Genomic DNA, 18493 nt, shown 5'->3' with positions numbered 1-18493 from the left:
TTCGTTTTTTGATCTCAATCCCTGAGCGTTTTAGGGTTTGTCAGCCTTTACCTGTATTTTATTTTAAATCAGACCGTTAATTATGAAAAATATATCTTCAGTAATGGATAACAAGCGATTCAGCTACTTTATCATCCTGACATTTATTGCAGGCTCACTCCTGTTGATAGCTGTTCAGCTTAATTCTGCAGGAAATACGAAGGCGCTGATTCAGAATAACAATACCTTGCTGAGCGAATTGCGGTCAAGCAATCATTTACGTGAGATTGACCGTGATATTCTAGGGGTGGAAAGCAGAATCAGAGCTTCTATTGCAACGAATGACACTACGCATCTCGAAGGCATTGATCAAAAAATCAATCAGATAGAAAATTTTCTGGATTCTCTATCCAAAGATAATGTAAATGCTGAAGAAGAAAAGCTGATTCACCGGTTAAGTGTTCTTGCCATGGAAAAGAAGACAACCAAAGATAAGCTTCTGAACCGTTACCTGTCTGTTGGAAATATGGATGATAATACCTCCATTGCCAACCCCCGCGCAAGGAATATCTCCAATGAAATTACCAGAATCACGGCTAAAATATATGAAAGCAGAAAACTGAATATGGTTGAACTCAGCCAGAAAAGTGAGGAAATGGGACAAAAAGCAAGATTTTATGATATTTCAATATTGATCTTACTGATTCTGGGAGGTTCTGTCGTAGGATATCACATTCTCCGTCAGTTTAAACGTCAGAGATTACTCATAAACGAACTTGATATTGCCGAGAAAAAAGCACTGGTGGCAGCACAGACCAAGGAAAACTTCCTGGCCAATATGAGCCATGAGATCAGAACTCCATTAAGTGGAATCCTAGGTTTCACCAATTTACTTCAGAAGCGTCCTCTGGATGAAACTTCAGCAGAATTTGTCTCTTCCATACAACGTTCCGGAGAAAACCTGATGGCCATCATCAATGACATTCTTGATCTATCCAAAATTGAAGCAGGAATGATGCGCATTACTCCCGGAATTTTCAGCATCAACGGGCTGGTCAATTCCGTAGAAACATTTTTTACAGAACGGGCCAGAGAGAAAGGACTTACCCTCTCAAGCACCATTGACCCTTCCATTCCTGACACATTGGTGGGAGATGCCACAAGACTGACCCAGATTTTAGTGAACCTCATCGGAAATGCCATAAAATTTACCCATCAGGGAAATATTGCTGTTGAAATCTACAGTAAACAGCAAACAGAAAAGGAAGCCATTCTTGGATTTAAAATTTCAGATACAGGAATTGGAATCGACAGAGAAAAGCTCACCGAAATCTTCGAAAGATTCAACCAGGGAGAAGATTCAACGACAAGAAATTACGGAGGAACAGGATTAGGCTTATCTATAGTGAAAAGCTTAATTGTATTACAGAACGGAAACATCGAAGTAAGCAGTGAACAGGGTAAAGGAACTACATTTCATTTCTATATCCCTTACGGAATTGCTGAAGAACAGCTTACTGTATTGCCGTCTGCTGATCCGCATTACTTTAAAGATAAATCCAATACACCCCTGAAAGTTCTGGTAGTTGATGACAATGTGATTAATCAAAGCCTGATGAAACATCTGCTTTCACAGTGGAATATTGATTTTCATATTGCTTCGAATGGTCTTGAAGCAGTAAGCTATCTCAAAAGCAATGCATGCGATCTGGTTTTAATGGATATACAGATGCCGCAGATGGACGGATATGCTGCAACCCAGAAAATACGGGAAGAACTCAGACTGGATATTCCGGTTATCGCAATGACCGCCCATGCACTGGCAGGAGAAAGAGAAAGATGCCTGAGCCGCGGGATGAACGAATATATTTCCAAGCCTGTTAATGAAGAAGAGTTATTTACACTGATCTCAAAATTCGGATTGAAAGAAAAGAACAGCCAGGAAGAGAAAAGTGAAATCCCTTCATCTGATTATCGCTACATTGATCTCACCTATATGCAGACGGTAAGCGGCGGCGACAGAAGTTTCGAACAAATGGTCACGCAACAGTTTATTGAAAATATTCCCAACCATGTACAAAAACTGACAACAGCTTATGAAAACGGGGATTTTCAGGGTGTAAAACTGTGGGCTCACGATCTGAAATCCAGCATTGCCATCATGGGATTACATCCGGTTTTAAAAGAAAAACTCGATATTCTTGAAACAGCTTCGGGAGAAAACCCGGATCTGCAAAAAATACTTGAAGAAGTACAGGAAGTTCTGTCAGAAGCGGTTTCCGAAGCTGAAGCATTTTCAAAAACAATTTAAAAAAAGAAAAAATGAATTTATTTTCACCGATACACATTCGCAGCCTGACTCTAAAGAACAGGATTGCATTATCTCCTATGCAGCAATACAGCGCTAAAAACGGAGTTCCTGGCAACTGGCACCTCGTACATCTTGGAAGCCGTGCAGTTGGCGGCGCAGGATTGATTCTCACCGAATGTACAGCCGTTTCAGAAGAAGGCCTGGCTACATTATCTGATGTAGGAATCTGGAACGAGGAACAGAAAGATGCATGGGCCAATATCGTGAATTTTGTTCACGAACAGGATGCAAAAATAGGGGTCCAACTCTGGCATGCAGGAGGAAAAGGAAGTCTGAAGCATCCCAACGAAAGAATGAAACCTCTCACTCCGGAAGAAGGAGGCTGGACGGTAAAATCTTCTTCTGCTCACGAATTCAATGGCGTTTTTGCCCAAGCGCTCACGATTGATGAGATTCGGGAATTACAGACGAAATTTGTTAAGGCAGCCCTTCTTTCTATTGAAGCAGGCTTTGATACCATTGAACTTCACGCAGGTCATGGTTATTTATTCCATCAGTTTTATTCCGCAGTAATCAATAAAAGACAGGATGAATATGGCGGAAGCTTTGAGAATAGAATTCGTTTTCTTGTAGAAACCGTTCAGGAAATCAGGAAAGTTATTCCTGATAAAATGCCTCTTTTCGTAAGAATTTCTGCAGTTGATTATATAGAATCCGATGAAGCCTGGACTTTGGAAGACAGCATTAAACTTTCGGAAATCCTTAAAGAAAATGGTGTAGATTTCATTACAGCGTCTGGCGGAGGATTTACCAATGTAAGCAAGGATAAAGTGTTTCCGGGATACCAGGTTCCTTTTGCAAAAGCCATTAAAGAGCATACCGGGGTTCTGACAGGAGCTGTCGGAATGATTACAGAAGCAGAACAGGCCAATGATATTATTGTCAATGGGGATGCTGACCTGGTGATCATTGCCCGGGAACATCTGAGAGATCCTTATTTTGCTATCCATTCTGCTAAAGCATTAGGCGTTGAAACAGAAATTCCGTGGCAGTATAAAAGAGCGTACTAAATAAAACCTTAAAAAATCAGTTATGGAAAATCAAGGTGCCTCCGTAGTGATTACCCATCATATTCTGGATGGAAAACAATCACAGTATGAAAAATGGCTGGACGAAATTGTGCCTGTTACCAAACATTCTGAAGGTTTTATTGATCTGCAGATTATTCGTCCGATTCCTGATCTGACTTTTGTGTATACCGTCATTATCCGTTTTGATACGATTAATCATATTAAAAGCTGGATGGAATCGGAGAACCGGAAACAACTCATTGAGAAAGCCAGTCCATTGTTTAGAAAAAATGACCATTACCAGATCAGATCCGGACTTGATTTTCTTTTTACTGCAGAAAATGAAGGAAATAAAGTTCCGGTACGCTGGAAACAGTTTCTGGCAACCTGGTCAGCTATTTATCCGCTGTCTGTCCTCATTCCAGCTTTGATAGTTCCTGTTTTACGATATTTACATATTCCGGTCAATCATTATTCTGACGGACTTATCAATTCCGGAATCATTGTTTTTCTGATGGTGTTTGCCGTCATGCCCAATTATACCAGACTGATCAAAAAATGGCTGTATAAATAACCGCTTTTTACAATTACTTATTACCAATCACTGTAAACCACAGTGATTTTTTGTTTTCAATAAAGTTCATCTCTTTACCATTTGAACATCATCAGCTTATTCAACGATTGTTTTCGCCTGTTGACCGAACATCGGTAAAAATTAGAATGGTCGGTTTGTAGCTTTACATCATCAATAACATAACAATCAAAACCAACAACTATGGAAATCTTACAAACACCCGAAAACGCACTATCCCATTCAAGCGTAAGCGCCACCATCAATGCACCTATAGAAAAAGTGAATATCGCAGACTGGCTGCTTAATCTTCCGGATGCCGAATACCAACGCTGTTCGACTCAGCATATCGGAGCTGCCATTTCTGTTACTTTTGATGGCAAACCAGTGTCTTTAAATGTGGAAACCATTGGAGATGCACTGATGGTACAGCATTATATCGCAGATATTCACCGTCCGGACTATTGTCGAATGCTTTCCATCTCGGATTCAATTACCAAAAACGGACGTACAAAAGTTCAGGTTCTATGGGAACTGAAAGTAACAAAGATTGATGAAAACACCTGTCTTTACACCAATGAAATTCATGCGACGGCCACTCCCGAAATGTTTGAATATCTAAAAGAACATGGGATCAACCTTGCAGATGCCGCTGCATCCAGACAGGCCGCTTCTGATACCCACAATCATGAAGAAACACCAAACTTTGCAAAAAGTATTGAAAATAAAGCATTAACAGGTCAATATAACCAGCCATTTTAAAGTGCCAATATATCTATACTCCCAACGACTCATTTTGCCTTTTCACCGAATGACATTAAAAAAAAGCCAGATTCCGGAGTAGCTTTACGATAACAAAACAAAGAATTAATCACAAAAAAATAATACTATGAATCCTTCATCATTAAGTTTCAGATACGAATTAGAAAAAAAAGAACCCCGTACCAATGACGGCGGTACAACGAGAGGAGCCTCTGTAAAAGAATTTCCCGCTTCTGTAGGCATTGCCGGAGTATCCATGAGATTGCAGCCCGGAAGCATGAGAGAACTTCACTGGCATGCCAACGCTGCAGAATGGGCATATGTGATTTCAGGAACGGTGCGTACTACCATTATCCATCCGGACGGACGAAGTTATACCGATAATTTTGAACCCGGCGACGTATGGTATTTTCCGAAAGGCTACGGACATTCTATCCAGGCTACAGGAACAGAGGAATGTCATTTTATCCTGATTTTTGACAACGGTAATTTTTCAGAAGACCATACCTTCAGCGTTACGGATTTTGTTTCAAGTATGCCTCCTGAAATCGTTGCACAGAATTTAGGGCTGAGCCTTGAAGAAGTAGCAGAACTTCCGCAGAAAGAGGTATATTTTGCAGCAGGAGTTGTTCCGGATGAACTCTCTGTGAATGCCGCAGCACGTCCTGAGGAATCAGACATTGAACTGACAAGCCTGCACCGTTATCCTCTGCATTCTCAGCAACCAAGGGTCATTCCCGGTGGTGGTCTACAAAGATTGGTTACGAGTAAGGAATTTCCGATCAGCACCACAATGGCCGGTTCTATATTGGAGCTGCAGCCCGGTGCTTTAAGAGAAATGCACTGGCATCCTAATGCGGATGAATGGCAGTATTTTATTTCAGGACAGGCAGAAATGTCGGTGTTCCTGGCCGAAGGAGTTTCTGTGACGGAGCAGTTCAACGCAGGTGATGTAGGCTATGTGCCTATGGGAGCCGGGCATTATATCAAAAATACCGGAGATACGGTCTGTAAAGTCTTAATCGGATTTAATAGCGGCACCTACGAATCTATTGATATCAGCGAATGGCTGGCAGGAAACCCGAAAGATGTGGTCATCACCAATTTTGGACTGAAAGAAGGAGAAATAGAAAAATTTCCGCAAAAGAAAGTATTCATCAAACCTGGAAAATAACGACTGTGATTCCTGAAACAAAAATCCTGTTCCCTGACAGAACCGTCAGAATACAGGAGAAACTGGCAGTACTTCTTGCTTTTATTGCAGGATATACCGATGCTACAGGGCTGATACAATGGAAAACCTATGTTTCTTTCATGAGTGGCAATACCACCCAACTGGGAGCGGCTGTTTTCAGTGAAAAATATGGTATTATCTTTAGTTCTGTTATTGCAATCAGCTTTTTTCTGGCAGGGATTTATACAGGAACATGCTTATCATTATCAAAGAAGTTCAGAAGTACAAAGATAATCTTCTACATGGTTTCCGGAATGATGATCCTTTACAGTATCACTGATTATTATGAGCATATGGCCAATGGAGTGTCTGTAGCCGTTATCGGTTTTTCGATGGGCCTTATGAATACCATTGTCACTTCAGTGGGGAAACAAAAGATCAACACCGATTTTGTGACAGGAACTTTAAACAGCCTGGCAAAAACTGCTGCCCTATTTGTGATGAGTGATCATGCAGACGAGCGGAAGGAATACAAAGTGAATGTCTTTCATTTGTTATTCTTATGGATAGGCTTTCTCTCCGGTGCTTTAGCAGCTCCTTTCCTGCTCTTTTATTTAGAAAACTGGACGTTGATATTTCCGGCAGCCTTACTCCTCATCTGTGCATTAACAATACCAATTCCAACATTTAAAAACTAATCCTATGCTACAAAAAAATACGGTTGCCCCTGATTTTACATTATTTGCAACCCCGGATCAGAAAATTACCTTATCCGAATTCAGAGGACGAAACGTTATCCTTGCATTTTACCCGGCAGACTGGAGCCCGGTGTGTAGTGACCAGATGGCATTATACAACGAAATGCTGAAGTATTTCAAAAAATATGATGCGGAGATTTTCGGAATTTCCGTAGACAGCAAATGGTGCCACCTGGCATTTTCACAATCCAGAAACCTGCACTTCCCGCTGCTTGCAGATTTTGAAGCCAAGGGAGAAACAGCCAGGAAGTATGGTGTTTACAATGACGAAGAAGGAGAATGCAGCAGAGCTCTTTTTGTCATCAATAAAGACGGCATCATCGAATGGAGCTACCTCTCTCCCACTGCCATCAATCCTGGTGCAGACGGAATTTTAGAAGCATTAGAAAAACTTAACACGAAATAATTATGTCACTAAAACCATCAGTCAGCAATGCTGACCACACTCAAGGCAACTCAGATGCCAGCTTAGTTATTGTAGAATACGGGGATTATCAGTGTCCTTACTGCGGAGCAGCTTATCCGGTTCTTAAAGAGTTAATGAAAGAATTCGGAGATCAGATCAGATTTATATTCAGAAATTTTCCGCTGTCAGAAATGCATCAGTATGCAAGAACGGCAGCACTGGCGGCAGAAGCGGCAGCTTTACAGGGGAAATTCTGGGAAATGCATGATGCCATTTATGAAAACCAGGAATTCCTGAACGAAAGTCTCCCATTAAACCTTGCGGAAAAACTGGGTTTAAATGTTCCTCAGTTCAAAGCTGATATGCATAAGCAGGAACTGGCAGAAAAAGTAGATACAGACTTTGAAAGCGGCATCATCAGCGGCGTAAACGGGACGCCTTCTTTTTTCATAAACGGGAATAAATTCAACGGCGGTGCCGAAGATCTTTTTCAGTTGGTACGGGAAAATACAGCCTATTAATCAGAAAAATATTTAAAAATCAATTCATAACATTAAAAATAAACAACATGAGCACATTAACATTAAAAGACGGAACAGAAATTTTTTACAAAGATCAGGGACAAGGACCTGTATTAATGTTTCACCACGGATGGCCTTTATCATCTGACGATTGGGATGCACAGGTAATCTTCTTCCTGCAGAAAGGCTACAGAGTGGTTACCCACGACAGAAGAGGCCACGGCCGCTCCAGCCAGAACATTTATAATCATACTATCGAACAATATGCATCTGATGCTGCAGAATTGGTTGAATTTTTAGACCTGAAAGATGTTATCCACATCGGGCACTCAACAGGTGGTGGTGAAGTAATCCGCTATGTTAACAAATATTCCAATGGAAGAGCTAAGAAAGCAGTACTGATCAGTGCCGTTCCGCCGGTAATGGTGAAGAGCGAAACGAATCCTGACGGCGTTCCTATGGAAGTTTTCGATAATATCAGGGAACAGACCCTTAACAACAGAAACCAGTTTTATTTTGACCTGACTTTCCCTTTCTATGGCTACAACAGAGAAGGAGCGAACGTAAAAGACGGAATACAAAGAAACTGGTGGAGACAGGGATTAATGGGGGGAATCGTAGCGCATTATGATGGAATCAAGGCCTTTTCAGAAACAGATTTAACTGAAGATCTTAAAGCTGTGGATATTCCTGTTTTGGTGATGCATGGTGAAGATGACCAGATTGTTCCCATTGCCAATGCTGCATTAAAATCTATTAAATTATTAAAGAACGGAAAGCTGATCACGTATCCTGGCTTCCCTCACGGAATGCCGACTACAGAACATGAGACAATTAATAAAGACCTTTTGGAATTTATCCGATCTTAAAAAAACAAATCTTTTCTCAATATACTGAAGATGAACCTTTAAAGTTCATCTTTTTTTATTTCAACAGTTAAAGACACAAAAGTTCAGAACTCATGGATATATTTTTTCTCAATTTTCCTATCTTTAAACTTTCAAGCAAGAATTTCTATGAGTAAGCCTTCTGATTCTAATGCAGAAATGATAAAACGCCTGCAGGACATGCAGAAAGAACAGCTTATGATTTCCCGTTTAACCAAAGAGTTTTCTACCATTTTAGATAAGAAACAGCTTCAGCTTGCTTTCAACAAATCTTTCAAAACTGAACTGGGATTCAATGATTGTATGATTATCAGAGATGATAAAGGAGCTATTGAAATACTCGGCAGCCGGATTGAAAATCAGAACTATACTACAGATCAACAGCTTGACAGGCATTTAAAAAATTGTCTTGATTCCGCAGAACCGCTGCTTTTTGATCTTAAAGAATGGTCACCGCTTCCTTCCTGTTTTACCGAAGCTAAAAATTCGGGAATGCGGATGGCTGTCGGATTGGGACTGCCTAATGTCAGTGAAAGTAAAAATGTACTTTTCCTTTTCTACAGAAGCTTTATTTCAGGAGACAGTATTCCGGAAAGGATTTTAAACGGCATTTCTACCCAGCTTTCCATTACTCTTCATAATATTGATATTCAGGAGCAATTGAAAACATTTCAGGGAAATATCCCAAATTTTCCGAAAGAAATTGAAGAAGACAAGAAAAGCAGACACGGCTTTCAGGGAATTGTGGGGCAAAGTGAAGCGATGCAGCTCATTTTTGAACAGATCACACAGGTAGCTCCTTCACAATCCAATGTGATTATCTTTGGAGAGACGGGTACGGGAAAAGAGCTTATAGCACAGGCGGTTCATGAACTTTCAGAATTTTCGGGAAAGAAAATGATCAGGATAAACTGTGCGGCTATTCCTGCCAACTTAATAGAATCTGAACTTTTCGGGCATGAAAAAGGAAGCTTCACGGGAGCAACAGAGCAGCGGAAAGGGAAGTTTGAACAGGCCCATAACAGCACTATTTTTCTGGATGAAATTGGTGAACTTCCCCTGGAATTACAAGCAAGGCTTCTGAGGGTTCTTCAGGAAAAAGAAATTGAAAGAATCGGTGGAAATAAAAGGATTAAGGTAAATGTACGGATCATTACGGCCACCAACAGGAATCTTGAAAAAGAAGTGGCGGAAGGACGGTTCAGAAGTGATCTTTTTTACAGGCTGAATGTTTTTCCTATCCACCTTCCTGCCCTGCGGGAAAGAGAGGAAGATATTCCTTTGCTGGCAGATTATTTCCTTGAAAAATTATATCCTAAAACAGGCAAAAAGATTAATGGTTTTTCTCAAAACGTAGTAAAAATGATGATTACCAATCCATGGCTGGGTAATATCCGTGAACTGGAAAATATGGTTGAAAGAAGCATGCTGACGGCAAAAGGAAATATCATCAAGGAAATGGATTTTCCAAAAGTTATTAACCCTCAAAACACGGATCAGGATTTTCAGGTTAAAACGTTGCAGGAATTTGAAAAGGAATATATTTTAAAAATAATCAAAAAATGTAACGGCCGTATTTTCGGGGAAACAGGTGCGGCGAAACTGCTGGGATTACCACCAACAACACTTATTTCCAAAATGCAGAAACTTGGAATAGAGAAGGAACATTATTATAATAAATAATCAATATGGAAATAGAGCTTTTAAAATATTTACAGAGTAATCCGGCAGCATATCCCAATAATCAGGAATATGAAGGAAGGATAAAACCAATTTCGCCTATAGAAATACAACAGCTTGAAGTAAAATATAACAATGGACAAGCTTTTCCAAAAGTTTTAAAAGAGCTTTTATTTCTTGCAGGAAACTATTGTTATGTTCTGGATTATAATATTTTTGAAACTCAGGAAGAACTTCAAGATGCTGCCAGGTCGTGGTTATTGTTCTATAATAGAAATATCAACAGAAACTTTTTTGTTGTCGATGCCTATAATGCAGGGGATCAATTTTTATTTATATATCTGGATGAAGGAGATGATCCAATAATAAGACAAGCCTATTTACCGTCAAGGAGCGATATCCAATTTATTACGTCCCTTTTAAACAAGACTCTCTCTCAATATATAGAAGATCAGATTGATGATGTAAAACAGGGACATAATCCTTTTTAATCAACCATTTCTATTTTCCCAGAAGACAATGCCCAGAAAATCCAAAGTCCTAAAATGATCAGCAGCGACAAGGCCGGGATCCAGAATGACAGGATTAATGCCATAACATAAATAGGAAGTCCATACAAGTAGTTGTTGTGGATCTTTTTTATAGCCGTATCAGTAATACCCGGGCGCAAAAGCTTTTTATTACGGGTGGCCAGAAACCATAGTAAATTGTAAGCAAGATTAATCAGGACAAAAATACCGGTATAAAGTGCCACGACAACAGAAGAGGCTTCACCGTCAAAATACCTTGCCAGCAAAGCGGTAGGATAAGAAACTGCTGACACCAGAAAAAGGATCAGTCCATTGGCGAACGTAATTGCTGAATTCCGGCTGTAGATCTGTTTGAAAATCTTATGATGATTCACCCACATGATAAAGATGCTAAAAAATGAAAGGATAAATGCCAGAAATGCCGGCCACTGATTCTTCAGAAAGATCAGCAGATCATTCCCGTTTTGTATTGAGTTCTCTTCGGGGAAGTGAAGATCCAGCACCAAAAGCGTAACGGCTATTGCAAAAACACCATCGCTGAACCCTTCTATTCTGAGCGTTTCTTTTTCCATAATTACCTGATTGATTTAATATTGTAAAGACATAATGATTTTAATCCTCCAATTATTTGAAGAATTATGATTAAAAATTGAAAGGAAATATTATCTCCGGCTAGCTTTGTCCGGGATTATTTATAGCCTTTGTCAATTCCCAGTTTTTTCATTTTGGAATATAAAGTCTGAGCTTGTATTTTCAACAGTTCCGCGGCACCACCCGGTCCGGAAACTTTTCCGTTGGAAGTCTGAAGTGCATTCATAATATGATCTCTTTCCATATCTTCCAGTGATTTCAATGGGCCCTGTGTTTCTATAGGTTTTTCTATGTTTTCAGGCAGGTCAAAACGTTCTATTTCTGCAGTTTTGGCCAGAAGAACACTTCTTTCAATAAGATGCTCCAGCTCGCGGATATTTCCCGGCCAGTGATAATTCAATAGCTGCTCCAGCGCTTTTTCACTGATGGATGTGATATTTCTTCTTGATGCCGCTGCATATTTATTCAGGAAAAAATGGGCCAGCAATACAATATCTTCCTTTCGTTCTCTCAGCGGGGGCAGCTCAATAGGGAAAACATTCAAACGGTAATATAAATCCAGCCTGAATCTTCCTTCTGCCACTTCTTTTTCCAGAGAACGGTTGGTAGCTGCTACGATTCTTACGTTTACTTTAATCGTGTTATTTCCTCCCAGCCTTTCAATTTCTTTTTCCTGTAAAACTCTCAGCAGTTTAACCTGCGAATCCAGTGGCAGCTCTCCTATTTCATCCAGAAAGACTGTTCCTCCATTGGCCTGTTCAAATTTTCCGATCCTCAATGTATTGGCTCCGGTAAAGCTTCCTTTTTCATGCCCGAACAATTCGGATTCGATAAGCGCATGCGGCAGTGCAGCACAGTTCACCACAACAATAGGATGAGTGCTGCGGTCTGAAAGCTCATGAACGGAGTGGGCTACTTTTTCCTTTCCCGTTCCGCTCTCCCCGACCACCAGAACAGAGGTATCTGTAGGAGCGACTATTCTTATTTTTTCAACGACATCCTGAAGCACCTTGCTTTTCCCGATAATTCCTTCTATAACTTCATTATTTCCGGTATCAGTGCACAATTCACAGCCTCTTTCCATATCATAACGGTATCTGGCAATATCAAGCATAACAATCATATCACGCTCCCGGAAAGGCTTTACCATAAACCCGTAGGGCTGTGTTTCTTTCACTGCTTCCAGAGTAGACTGGTTGGTATTGGCTGAAATATAAAGAAAAGGCAGATGCATTTCACGCAGTTCCCAGGCCAGATCAATTCCTGTAAGATCACCTTTTAAGATGATATCAAGAAGCACCCAATCTGGTTTGTTATCTGCAATCAGTTTCCTGGCCTGAACCACTGAAGACGCGATTCCTGTAACCTGGTAACCGGCCTTCATCAGCATCAGTTTCAGATCATTGGCTACAATAAATTCATCTTCTACAATTAATATTTTTTCTTTCATGGTAATCAGCCTTTAATTTGAAGGAGTTATTTCTGTATTTTTTCTGAAGGTAATCGTCACTTTTAAGCCACCATTGTTTTCAAGATGGAAGGTTCCATCCAGCTGATCGGTAAGTCCGCGCATCAGATTCATCCCCAAAGATTCTGTTTCTTCGATATTAAAATCTTCCGGAAGCCCCACTCCATTATCTGAGATCTTCAGTTCACAAAGGTCTTCACCTGTATTTTTAAACGAAACAGAAACTTCACCTTTCCGGTCATCCGGAAATGCATATTTTACGGTATTGTTGACTGCTTCATTAACGATCAACCCCATCGGAACCGCTTGTGCTACATCAAGAAATACTTTATCCGTATCCACTGTAAAATTAATTTTTCTGTCGGATGAATAACATTCTTTGATGTAGGTAATCAGCTCATAAATATACCACGACATATCAATCATTGAAAGATTATCAGACTGATAAAGCTTCTGGTGGATAAGAGACATGGCGTGCATTCTGTGCTGGCTGTTCTGAATAGCCAGCAGGGCATCTTCATTGTCCAGATAAGCCGATTGTGTATTCAACAGGCTGATCACAATCTGCAGATTATTTTTAACCCTGTGATGAATTTCCTTTAAAAGCCATTCTTTCTCAGAAAGTAATTTCTTCAGCTGTTCGTTCTGCTCATCAATCTGTTTACGTTTCAGTTCAAGGTTTTTATTGGCATTGCTTTTTAATCTTGAACGGTTATACAGCAAAGCTGCAAAAAGGATCAGCGCCAGAATACTCCCGATGAAGACATATCTGATAAAGGTATCATTGGCAATCTTAATATCCTGCAGTTTTGCTTTCTGGGTCAGCAGTTGAATGTTTTTATCCTTCTGCTCTGTCTCAAACTGAATTTTAAGGCTGTTGATCTGCTTGCTTTTTTCACCGTTAAAAACAGAATCGGAAAGTTTCTTGTATAGCTGATAATGCTGTATAGCATCAAGGTATTTTCCCTGTATGGAATCTGCTTTGAACCACATTAAATGATTTTCCGAGCGAAGCATATCATTTCCGTTATTTTTAGCAATTGAATCAAAAAGTCTGGCTTCACGATACATTTTATTAAAGTTCCGGGTCTGGTAATGATAGAAAACAAAGCTTCGCAGCAATGACGCCTGCTGGTTGTTTTTTTCTGCATTTTCACCGTAATAAGCCACCAGTTTTTTGTAATAGGCTTCCGCTTCTTTAAACTGCTTTAAAATAGTGTAGGTACTGAACAGAATATAGTTTTCTGACATTTCAAAATTCTGATCTACAATCGGATACCTTTCTCTGTACTCCTGAATCATGGTAATAGCCTGATTAAACTTTCTCTGTCTGATCAGCATGGTAGAAATATTATTGGCTACCGTTCTTATATAGCCGTTATCTTTGTTTTTCTTTGCTGTGGCCAGTGATTTTTCCCAATACTTCATGGCATCATCATTCTTACGAAGATAATAATACACCATTCCGATATTGCTGTAAATAGAGCACATCTGCAAAGAGTAATCATTCACACTTTCGGCTGTTTTTTCTGCAAGAAGACCATAACGGAGCGCTTCTTCGTAATCCGCCTTCTGAATTTCAACCTGCGAAATAAGATTGTACACACTCTGTAATTCTTTGAATTTCGCCGACTGGTAAACAGATAGCGATTCTTTGAGCAATTCCAGAGCCTTGTCGGAATTCTCCTTCATGTAATAAAGCTCGCCAAGATCTTTTAAAACGCCTGCCTGATTCAGTTTTGATCCTGAATTCTTAAAACGTTCCAATGCTTTTTCTTTCAGTTTGATTTTAGTATCAAAGTATTCAGGTTTATTGTCATACATATATGATAATTCATTGTATGCTTCTCCGGCCTGCTCCTTAAAATGATGATTTTCAAAATAAGAAAGCGCCTCTTTCATTTTGGAAAAAGCAATATTTTTACTGCCTCTTTCTTTATCTATTTTAGCATCCAGAAAGATGAGTTTTCCGGCAGACATAGGATCTCCGGATTTCATATTCAGTGCTTTTGCCTGTCTGTTCAGAATAGCGGCACTGTCGAGATCAGCTTTCAACTCCCCTTTTTTAGTAATGTAATAGTCACTCAGGCGCAGCAATAAAGTGATTTTCTGAGTTGTATTGATGGAAGAGGAAATCTGTTTTCTCAACAGTGCAGGATTTTCCTGGGTCTGTGCTTTTGTATTGCATGAAAACATCAAAACCAACGAAAAACATACTATCTTTAGTAGATTTTTAGATAAAAAATAAAGACTGAAATTCATTTTTTAAAGGTAATCTATTATCCTGTAATCTGCCATAGCCGAATACTAGTTTTTACGGTGGTAAAAATAGCAGATGATCATTGCCAGCCCCGGTACAATCAGTGTTACCAACCCATATTGTTTTCCTGCATAAGCCCCTAAAAAACAGCCTACCAGAAATCCGAGTATGGTAATCAGTTGCTTCTTCAGGCTTGCCCATGCGTCAGGATGGTGAAAGCCGTTTGATAAAAGCGTTCCGAAATCCAGGGAAGCCTGGGTCACGTTTCCTGTCATCATGGTAGTCGGGCCATGAGTGTCCTTTGCATAGAGTTTTCCGAAAGCATTCTGAAGTCCCATTGCAAAAACAGTAATCATAGCCACAGTATACATCACGACTTCTGAAAATGTTCCATAGTAACTGAAAACGGCAACAATAATTCCGGCCGACAAAAGCAATGCTCCTTCCCAGAACAACAGGGTATAATGGTTAATGACTTTCCCGGCGATTCTTCCTCCTGCCATAACCGCAAGAATAAATACCGGAAAAGTAAGCAGCTTTACCCAGGCATGAATATCCGATCCTTTCACAAACTGATAGGCAAAGACAATAAAGTTTCCCGTAACATGGGCCGAAAAAAGGGCATCTGCCGATACAAAAGTCACAGTATCGCAATATCCGGCAATCATGGTTAACAATAAGGTGACAAAACCGATATTATGTTTTACTTCCATTTTTTTATTTTAAATGTGAACGGAGCATCCAGGCCATTTTTTCATGAGTTTCCAGCAATCCGGTAATATAGTCGCTTGTACCTGAATCACGGAATTCAACAGCAAAGTTTTCAATATTTTCACGAAGATGAATGATGATGCTTTCGTGGTCGGAAAGAAGTGCTCTGATATAGGTCAGACTGTCGTTCGATTCCAGATGATGCTCAGACAGATGCGTTAATGCAAGATACTCCCTTAAAGTCGCCGGCGCATAATGGCCCAGCGTTCTGATTCTTTCAGCCAGATCATCGATGATATCGTCCAGCTGTCCGTATTGTGTCTCGAAAAACAGGTGTTTATTGTAAAAATCCGCTCCTTCCACATTCCAGTGTGCTTTTCTTGTTTTGGTATACAATAGAAATTCGTCTGCTAAAGTGCTAACCAGTACTTCAGCAACTTTTGCTAAATTTTCGTTTTTAATTCCGATTGAAGTTTTCATTTTATAATAGATTTAATAGGTAATAATCAAGTGAATATCTTCCTGCTCCCAATGCAAGAATCAGTAACAGGGAAAGAGTGTACATAAAAGGAACATCCCGTACTTCCAGTGAATCTTTTCTGTGAACCACAAAATATCCTATAGCCGTCACGCCGATGGTCGGTAAAACTGCAAGTCTGGTTCCCAGTCCTAAAATAATCAGAAACGGAACCACCAGATCAGCAAATGAAGCGACTATGGCATTGAGTTGATCAGGCAATCCCAGAGGATTTGGGATCACTTCCCTCTGTCCGTTTTCCGGCCTGAATTTCTTTAAGCCATGCACTCTGAACAATTGAATCGCAAGGAGTACCCGGAAAACCAGAAATGAAGCATCATTGAATGTTGAGCCTAAATCCGATGAAAGGATCTGTTTTAAAATTTCCATATGTATTGATATTTAAAAAGCAAAGCAGGAACAGCCTAGAGCTCCCCAGAATGTGTGGTAATTGTTAACAGGCACGTTGCTCATCCTTGCCTGGTTATGGTTATGATGGTGAATATCACAGCTTCCTGCACAGCTATGAATTTGTGAAGCTAAAGGAACTTTTAAATCCTGTTTTGCATTTTTCTCTATTTCTTTCTGGACGTGTCCGCCAACAGGGTAATATCCATTATAAAGATTCGTTGGAGACCAATCCGGAAGTACAGGAACGGATGGTGGTGCATAGGATGAAAAGGTTCCTTTTGCATAGACTATTTTACCGTCTACAATGGTCATTTCCGCTTCAATATTTTTGATCTCTTCATCATCAACTGTGAAATAATCCTGATTAAGAACTGCCAGATCAGCAAACATCCCCACTCTGATATCACCTTTTTTCTGCTGTTCCTGAGAGAACCATGCGCTGCCTTTTGTGTACAGTTCCAGTGCGGTTGCCCTGTCCAGCTTTGTCTCGTGATACAGTTGAAGTCCGCCAACGGTTTTTCCTGCGGTCAGCCAATACATGGAAACCCACGGGTTATAACTGCTTACTCTTGTTGCATCCGAGCCTCCACCTACAGGAACTCCCATTCCCAGCATTTTTTTCACGGGTGGTGTACTTTCTGCTGCCGAGGAACCATAACGGTCTGCAAAATATTCTCCCTGGTAGGCCATTCTGCTCTGGATAGCGATTCCGCCGCCAAGCATTTTTACCCTTTCGATATTTTTTTCATCAATGGTTTCTGCATGATCAAAAATCCATGGAAGACCATTGAAGGGAATATCGCGGTTTATCTTTTCAAAAACATTTAAAAACCGGGTGATGCTTTCATTATAGGTGGCGTGAAGTCTGAATGGCCAGCGGTTTTCTACCAGTAACCGGACTACTTTTTCAAGATCTGCTTCCATGTTTTCAGGCAGATCCGGTCTTGGCTGAAGAAAGTCTTCAAAATCTGCTGCCGAAAATACCAGCATCTCTCCTGCTCCGTTGTGGCGGTACATGTCATCGCCCTGGTATAATTTTACAGTATCGATCCAATCGCTGAAATCTTCAAATTCATGCTTAGGTTTCTGGGTAAAAAGATTATAGGCGATCCTTACGGTAAGCTGTTTTTTCTCATTCAGTTCGTTCACCACCTGATAATCGTCCGGGAAATTCTGGAATCCTCCTCCGGCATCAATGACGCTGGTAATTCCGAAGCGGTTCAGTTCTGTCATAAAGTGTCTGGTAGAATTCAGCTGGTGTTCGTAGGAAAGCTTCGGACCTTTTGCCAGTGTTGAGTATAAAATCATGGCATTGGGTGTCGCAATAATCAGCCCCGTGGGCTCACCGTTAGCATCTCTTTCAATATGTCCGCCTGCCGGAGCCGGAGTATCTTTGGTAAATCCTACCGCCTTCAATGCTGCCCTGTTCATTAAGGCCCTGTCGTATAAATGCAGGATAAAAACCGGTGTTTCGGGAGCGATGGCATTAATTTCCTCCAAAGTAGGCATCCTTCTTTCTGCAAACTGGAATTCGGACCATCCTCCTACAACACGAACCCATTGCGGAGAAGGTGTACGGTCTACCTGGTCTTTTAACATTCTGAGCGCATCAGCCAGTGAGGGAACGCCATCCCATCTTAATTCCAGGTTGTAATTCAATCCGCCACGGATCAGGTGGATGTGAGAATCATTGATTCCCGGCACCACTCTTTTCTTCTTAAGATCAATCAGTTCCGTGGCTTCATCTGCGAACTGGTCTGCCAGTCCGTCATTTCCGACCGCAATAATTTTCCCGTCTTTAATGGCCACTGCAGAAACTTCCGGAGTTTCCTGATTGAAAGTGTGAATTTTTCCGTTGTATACTATGAGATCTGCTTTCATCTGTA

General features: G+C 40.5%; 18 protein-coding genes. 11 read left to right on the top strand and 7 right to left on the bottom strand.

Annotated elements, in window-relative coordinates; translation table 11 throughout:
* Nucleotides 1-82 precede the first annotated feature (82 nt).
* The 11 genes from FB551_RS05460 to FB551_RS05410 all read left to right on the top strand — a co-directional run bounded on the left by FB551_RS05460 (nucleotide 83) and on the right by FB551_RS05410 (nucleotide 10610).
* Complete coding sequence (locus FB551_RS05460) at nucleotides 83-2290, top strand: hybrid sensor histidine kinase/response regulator (RefSeq protein ID WP_142015806.1); 2208 nt, start codon at nucleotides 83-85, stop codon at nucleotides 2288-2290.
* 11 nt (nucleotides 2291-2301) lie between these two features.
* Complete coding sequence (locus tag FB551_RS05455) at nucleotides 2302-3360, top strand: NADH:flavin oxidoreductase/NADH oxidase (protein ID WP_142015804.1); 1059 nt, start codon at nucleotides 2302-2304, stop codon at nucleotides 3358-3360.
* A gap of 22 nt (nucleotides 3361-3382) precedes the next feature.
* Entirely contained in the window at nucleotides 3383-3934 is a 552-nt protein-coding gene (locus tag FB551_RS05450) for an antibiotic biosynthesis monooxygenase (protein WP_142015802.1), read from the top strand.
* Nucleotides 3935-4135: 201 nt separating this feature from the next.
* On the top strand, nucleotides 4136-4693 hold the full coding sequence (locus FB551_RS05445) for a hypothetical protein (RefSeq protein ID WP_142015799.1): 558 nt from the start codon (nucleotides 4136-4138) through the stop codon (nucleotides 4691-4693).
* A 127-nt stretch (nucleotides 4694-4820) separates the two neighbouring features.
* Complete coding sequence (locus FB551_RS05440; protein WP_142015797.1) at nucleotides 4821-5867, top strand: cupin domain-containing protein; 1047 nt, start codon at nucleotides 4821-4823, stop codon at nucleotides 5865-5867.
* Between the two features lie 5 nt (nucleotides 5868-5872).
* Entirely contained in the window at nucleotides 5873-6565 is a 693-nt protein-coding gene (locus FB551_RS05435; protein WP_047430804.1) for a YoaK family protein, read from the top strand.
* 4 nt (nucleotides 6566-6569) lie between these two features.
* Nucleotides 6570-7031, top strand: coding sequence for a redoxin domain-containing protein (locus tag FB551_RS05430; protein WP_142015794.1), 462 nt, complete (start codon nucleotides 6570-6572; stop codon nucleotides 7029-7031).
* A gap of 2 nt (nucleotides 7032-7033) precedes the next feature.
* Nucleotides 7034-7552, top strand: coding sequence for a DsbA family protein (locus FB551_RS05425; RefSeq protein ID WP_142015792.1), 519 nt, complete (start codon nucleotides 7034-7036; stop codon nucleotides 7550-7552).
* Nucleotides 7553-7599: 47 nt separating this feature from the next.
* On the top strand, nucleotides 7600-8421 hold the full coding sequence (locus FB551_RS05420) for an alpha/beta fold hydrolase (protein WP_142015789.1): 822 nt from the start codon (nucleotides 7600-7602) through the stop codon (nucleotides 8419-8421).
* Nucleotides 8422-8568: 147 nt separating this feature from the next.
* Nucleotides 8569-10122, top strand: coding sequence for a sigma-54 interaction domain-containing protein (locus FB551_RS05415; protein ID WP_142015787.1), 1554 nt, complete (start codon nucleotides 8569-8571; stop codon nucleotides 10120-10122).
* A gap of 5 nt (nucleotides 10123-10127) precedes the next feature.
* The gene (locus FB551_RS05410) at nucleotides 10128-10610 is read left to right on the top strand and encodes a hypothetical protein (protein WP_142015784.1); all 483 of its coding nucleotides are present in this window, start codon (nucleotides 10128-10130) and stop codon (nucleotides 10608-10610) included.
* Here FB551_RS05410 and FB551_RS05405 read toward each other — a convergent pair.
* The 7 genes from FB551_RS05405 to FB551_RS05375 all read right to left on the bottom strand — a co-directional run bounded on the left by FB551_RS05405 (nucleotide 10607) and on the right by FB551_RS05375 (nucleotide 18488).
* On the bottom strand, nucleotides 10607-11221 hold the full coding sequence (locus FB551_RS05405; protein ID WP_142015783.1) for a TMEM175 family protein: 615 nt from the start codon (nucleotides 11219-11221) through the stop codon (nucleotides 10607-10609). The genes FB551_RS05410 and FB551_RS05405 overlap by 4 nt on opposite strands.
* A 116-nt stretch (nucleotides 11222-11337) precedes the next feature.
* Entirely contained in the window at nucleotides 11338-12690 is a 1353-nt protein-coding gene (locus FB551_RS05400) for a sigma-54-dependent transcriptional regulator (RefSeq protein WP_142015780.1), read from the bottom strand.
* Between the two features lie 12 nt (nucleotides 12691-12702).
* Nucleotides 12703-14970 carry a tetratricopeptide repeat-containing sensor histidine kinase gene (locus tag FB551_RS05395; protein ID WP_142015778.1) on the bottom strand — a complete coding sequence of 756 codons (2268 nt, stop codon included), beginning with the start codon at nucleotides 14968-14970 and terminating at the stop codon, nucleotides 12703-12705.
* A 45-nt stretch (nucleotides 14971-15015) separates the two neighbouring features.
* The gene (locus FB551_RS05390; protein WP_142015775.1) at nucleotides 15016-15681 is read right to left on the bottom strand and encodes a YoaK family protein; all 666 of its coding nucleotides are present in this window, start codon (nucleotides 15679-15681) and stop codon (nucleotides 15016-15018) included.
* Between the two features lie 4 nt (nucleotides 15682-15685).
* Nucleotides 15686-16159, bottom strand: coding sequence for a Dps family protein (locus FB551_RS05385; protein ID WP_142015772.1), 474 nt, complete (start codon nucleotides 16157-16159; stop codon nucleotides 15686-15688).
* A 1-nt stretch (nucleotide 16160) separates the two neighbouring features.
* Nucleotides 16161-16586, bottom strand: a complete 426-nt coding sequence (locus tag FB551_RS05380) for a DoxX family protein (protein WP_142015769.1) — start codon at nucleotides 16584-16586, stop codon at nucleotides 16161-16163.
* A 12-nt stretch (nucleotides 16587-16598) separates the two neighbouring features.
* On the bottom strand, nucleotides 16599-18488 hold the full coding sequence (locus FB551_RS05375) for an amidohydrolase (RefSeq protein ID WP_142015767.1): 1890 nt from the start codon (nucleotides 18486-18488) through the stop codon (nucleotides 16599-16601).
* Between the last annotated feature and the right edge of the window lie 5 nt (nucleotides 18489-18493).

The sequence above is a fragment of the Chryseobacterium aquifrigidense genome, from assembly GCF_006716485.1.
Taxonomy (GTDB): Bacteria; Bacteroidota; Bacteroidia; order Flavobacteriales; family Weeksellaceae; genus Chryseobacterium; species Chryseobacterium vietnamense.
The sequence above is the reverse complement of the archived record's forward strand: the minus strand, read 5'-3'. Positions and strand labels throughout refer to the sequence as shown.

Excerpts from the sequence above, each read along its gene's own strand:
- FB551_RS05440 (WP_142015797.1), top strand. The coding sequence starts at position 4,821 with ATGAATCCTTCATCATTAAGTTTCAGATACGAATTAGAAAAAAAAGAA.
- FB551_RS05455 (WP_142015804.1), top strand. The coding sequence starts at position 2,302 with ATGAATTTATTTTCACCGATACACATTCGCAGCCTGACTCTAAAGAAC.
- FB551_RS05410 (WP_142015784.1), top strand. The coding sequence starts at position 10,128 with ATGGAAATAGAGCTTTTAAAATATTTACAGAGTAATCCGGCAGCATAT.
- FB551_RS05405 (WP_142015783.1), bottom strand. The coding sequence starts at position 11,221 with ATGGAAAAAGAAACGCTCAGAATAGAAGGGTTCAGCGATGGTGTTTTT.
- FB551_RS05430 (WP_142015794.1), top strand. The coding sequence starts at position 6,570 with ATGCTACAAAAAAATACGGTTGCCCCTGATTTTACATTATTTGCAACC.
- FB551_RS05460 (WP_142015806.1), top strand. The coding sequence starts at position 83 with ATGAAAAATATATCTTCAGTAATGGATAACAAGCGATTCAGCTACTTT.
- FB551_RS05375 (WP_142015767.1), bottom strand. The coding sequence starts at position 18,488 with ATGAAAGCAGATCTCATAGTATACAACGGAAAAATTCACACTTTCAAT.
- FB551_RS05415 (WP_142015787.1), top strand. The coding sequence starts at position 8,569 with ATGAGTAAGCCTTCTGATTCTAATGCAGAAATGATAAAACGCCTGCAG.
- FB551_RS05450 (WP_142015802.1), top strand. The coding sequence starts at position 3,383 with ATGGAAAATCAAGGTGCCTCCGTAGTGATTACCCATCATATTCTGGAT.
- FB551_RS05425 (WP_142015792.1), top strand. The coding sequence starts at position 7,034 with ATGTCACTAAAACCATCAGTCAGCAATGCTGACCACACTCAAGGCAAC.
- FB551_RS05445 (WP_142015799.1), top strand. The coding sequence starts at position 4,136 with ATGGAAATCTTACAAACACCCGAAAACGCACTATCCCATTCAAGCGTA.
- FB551_RS05395 (WP_142015778.1), bottom strand. The coding sequence starts at position 14,970 with ATGAATTTCAGTCTTTATTTTTTATCTAAAAATCTACTAAAGATAGTA.
- FB551_RS05380 (WP_142015769.1), bottom strand. The coding sequence starts at position 16,586 with ATGGAAATTTTAAAACAGATCCTTTCATCGGATTTAGGCTCAACATTC.
- FB551_RS05400 (WP_142015780.1), bottom strand. The coding sequence starts at position 12,690 with ATGAAAGAAAAAATATTAATTGTAGAAGATGAATTTATTGTAGCCAAT.
- FB551_RS05385 (WP_142015772.1), bottom strand. The coding sequence starts at position 16,159 with ATGAAAACTTCAATCGGAATTAAAAACGAAAATTTAGCAAAAGTTGCT.
- FB551_RS05420 (WP_142015789.1), top strand. The coding sequence starts at position 7,600 with ATGAGCACATTAACATTAAAAGACGGAACAGAAATTTTTTACAAAGAT.
- FB551_RS05390 (WP_142015775.1), bottom strand. The coding sequence starts at position 15,681 with ATGGAAGTAAAACATAATATCGGTTTTGTCACCTTATTGTTAACCATG.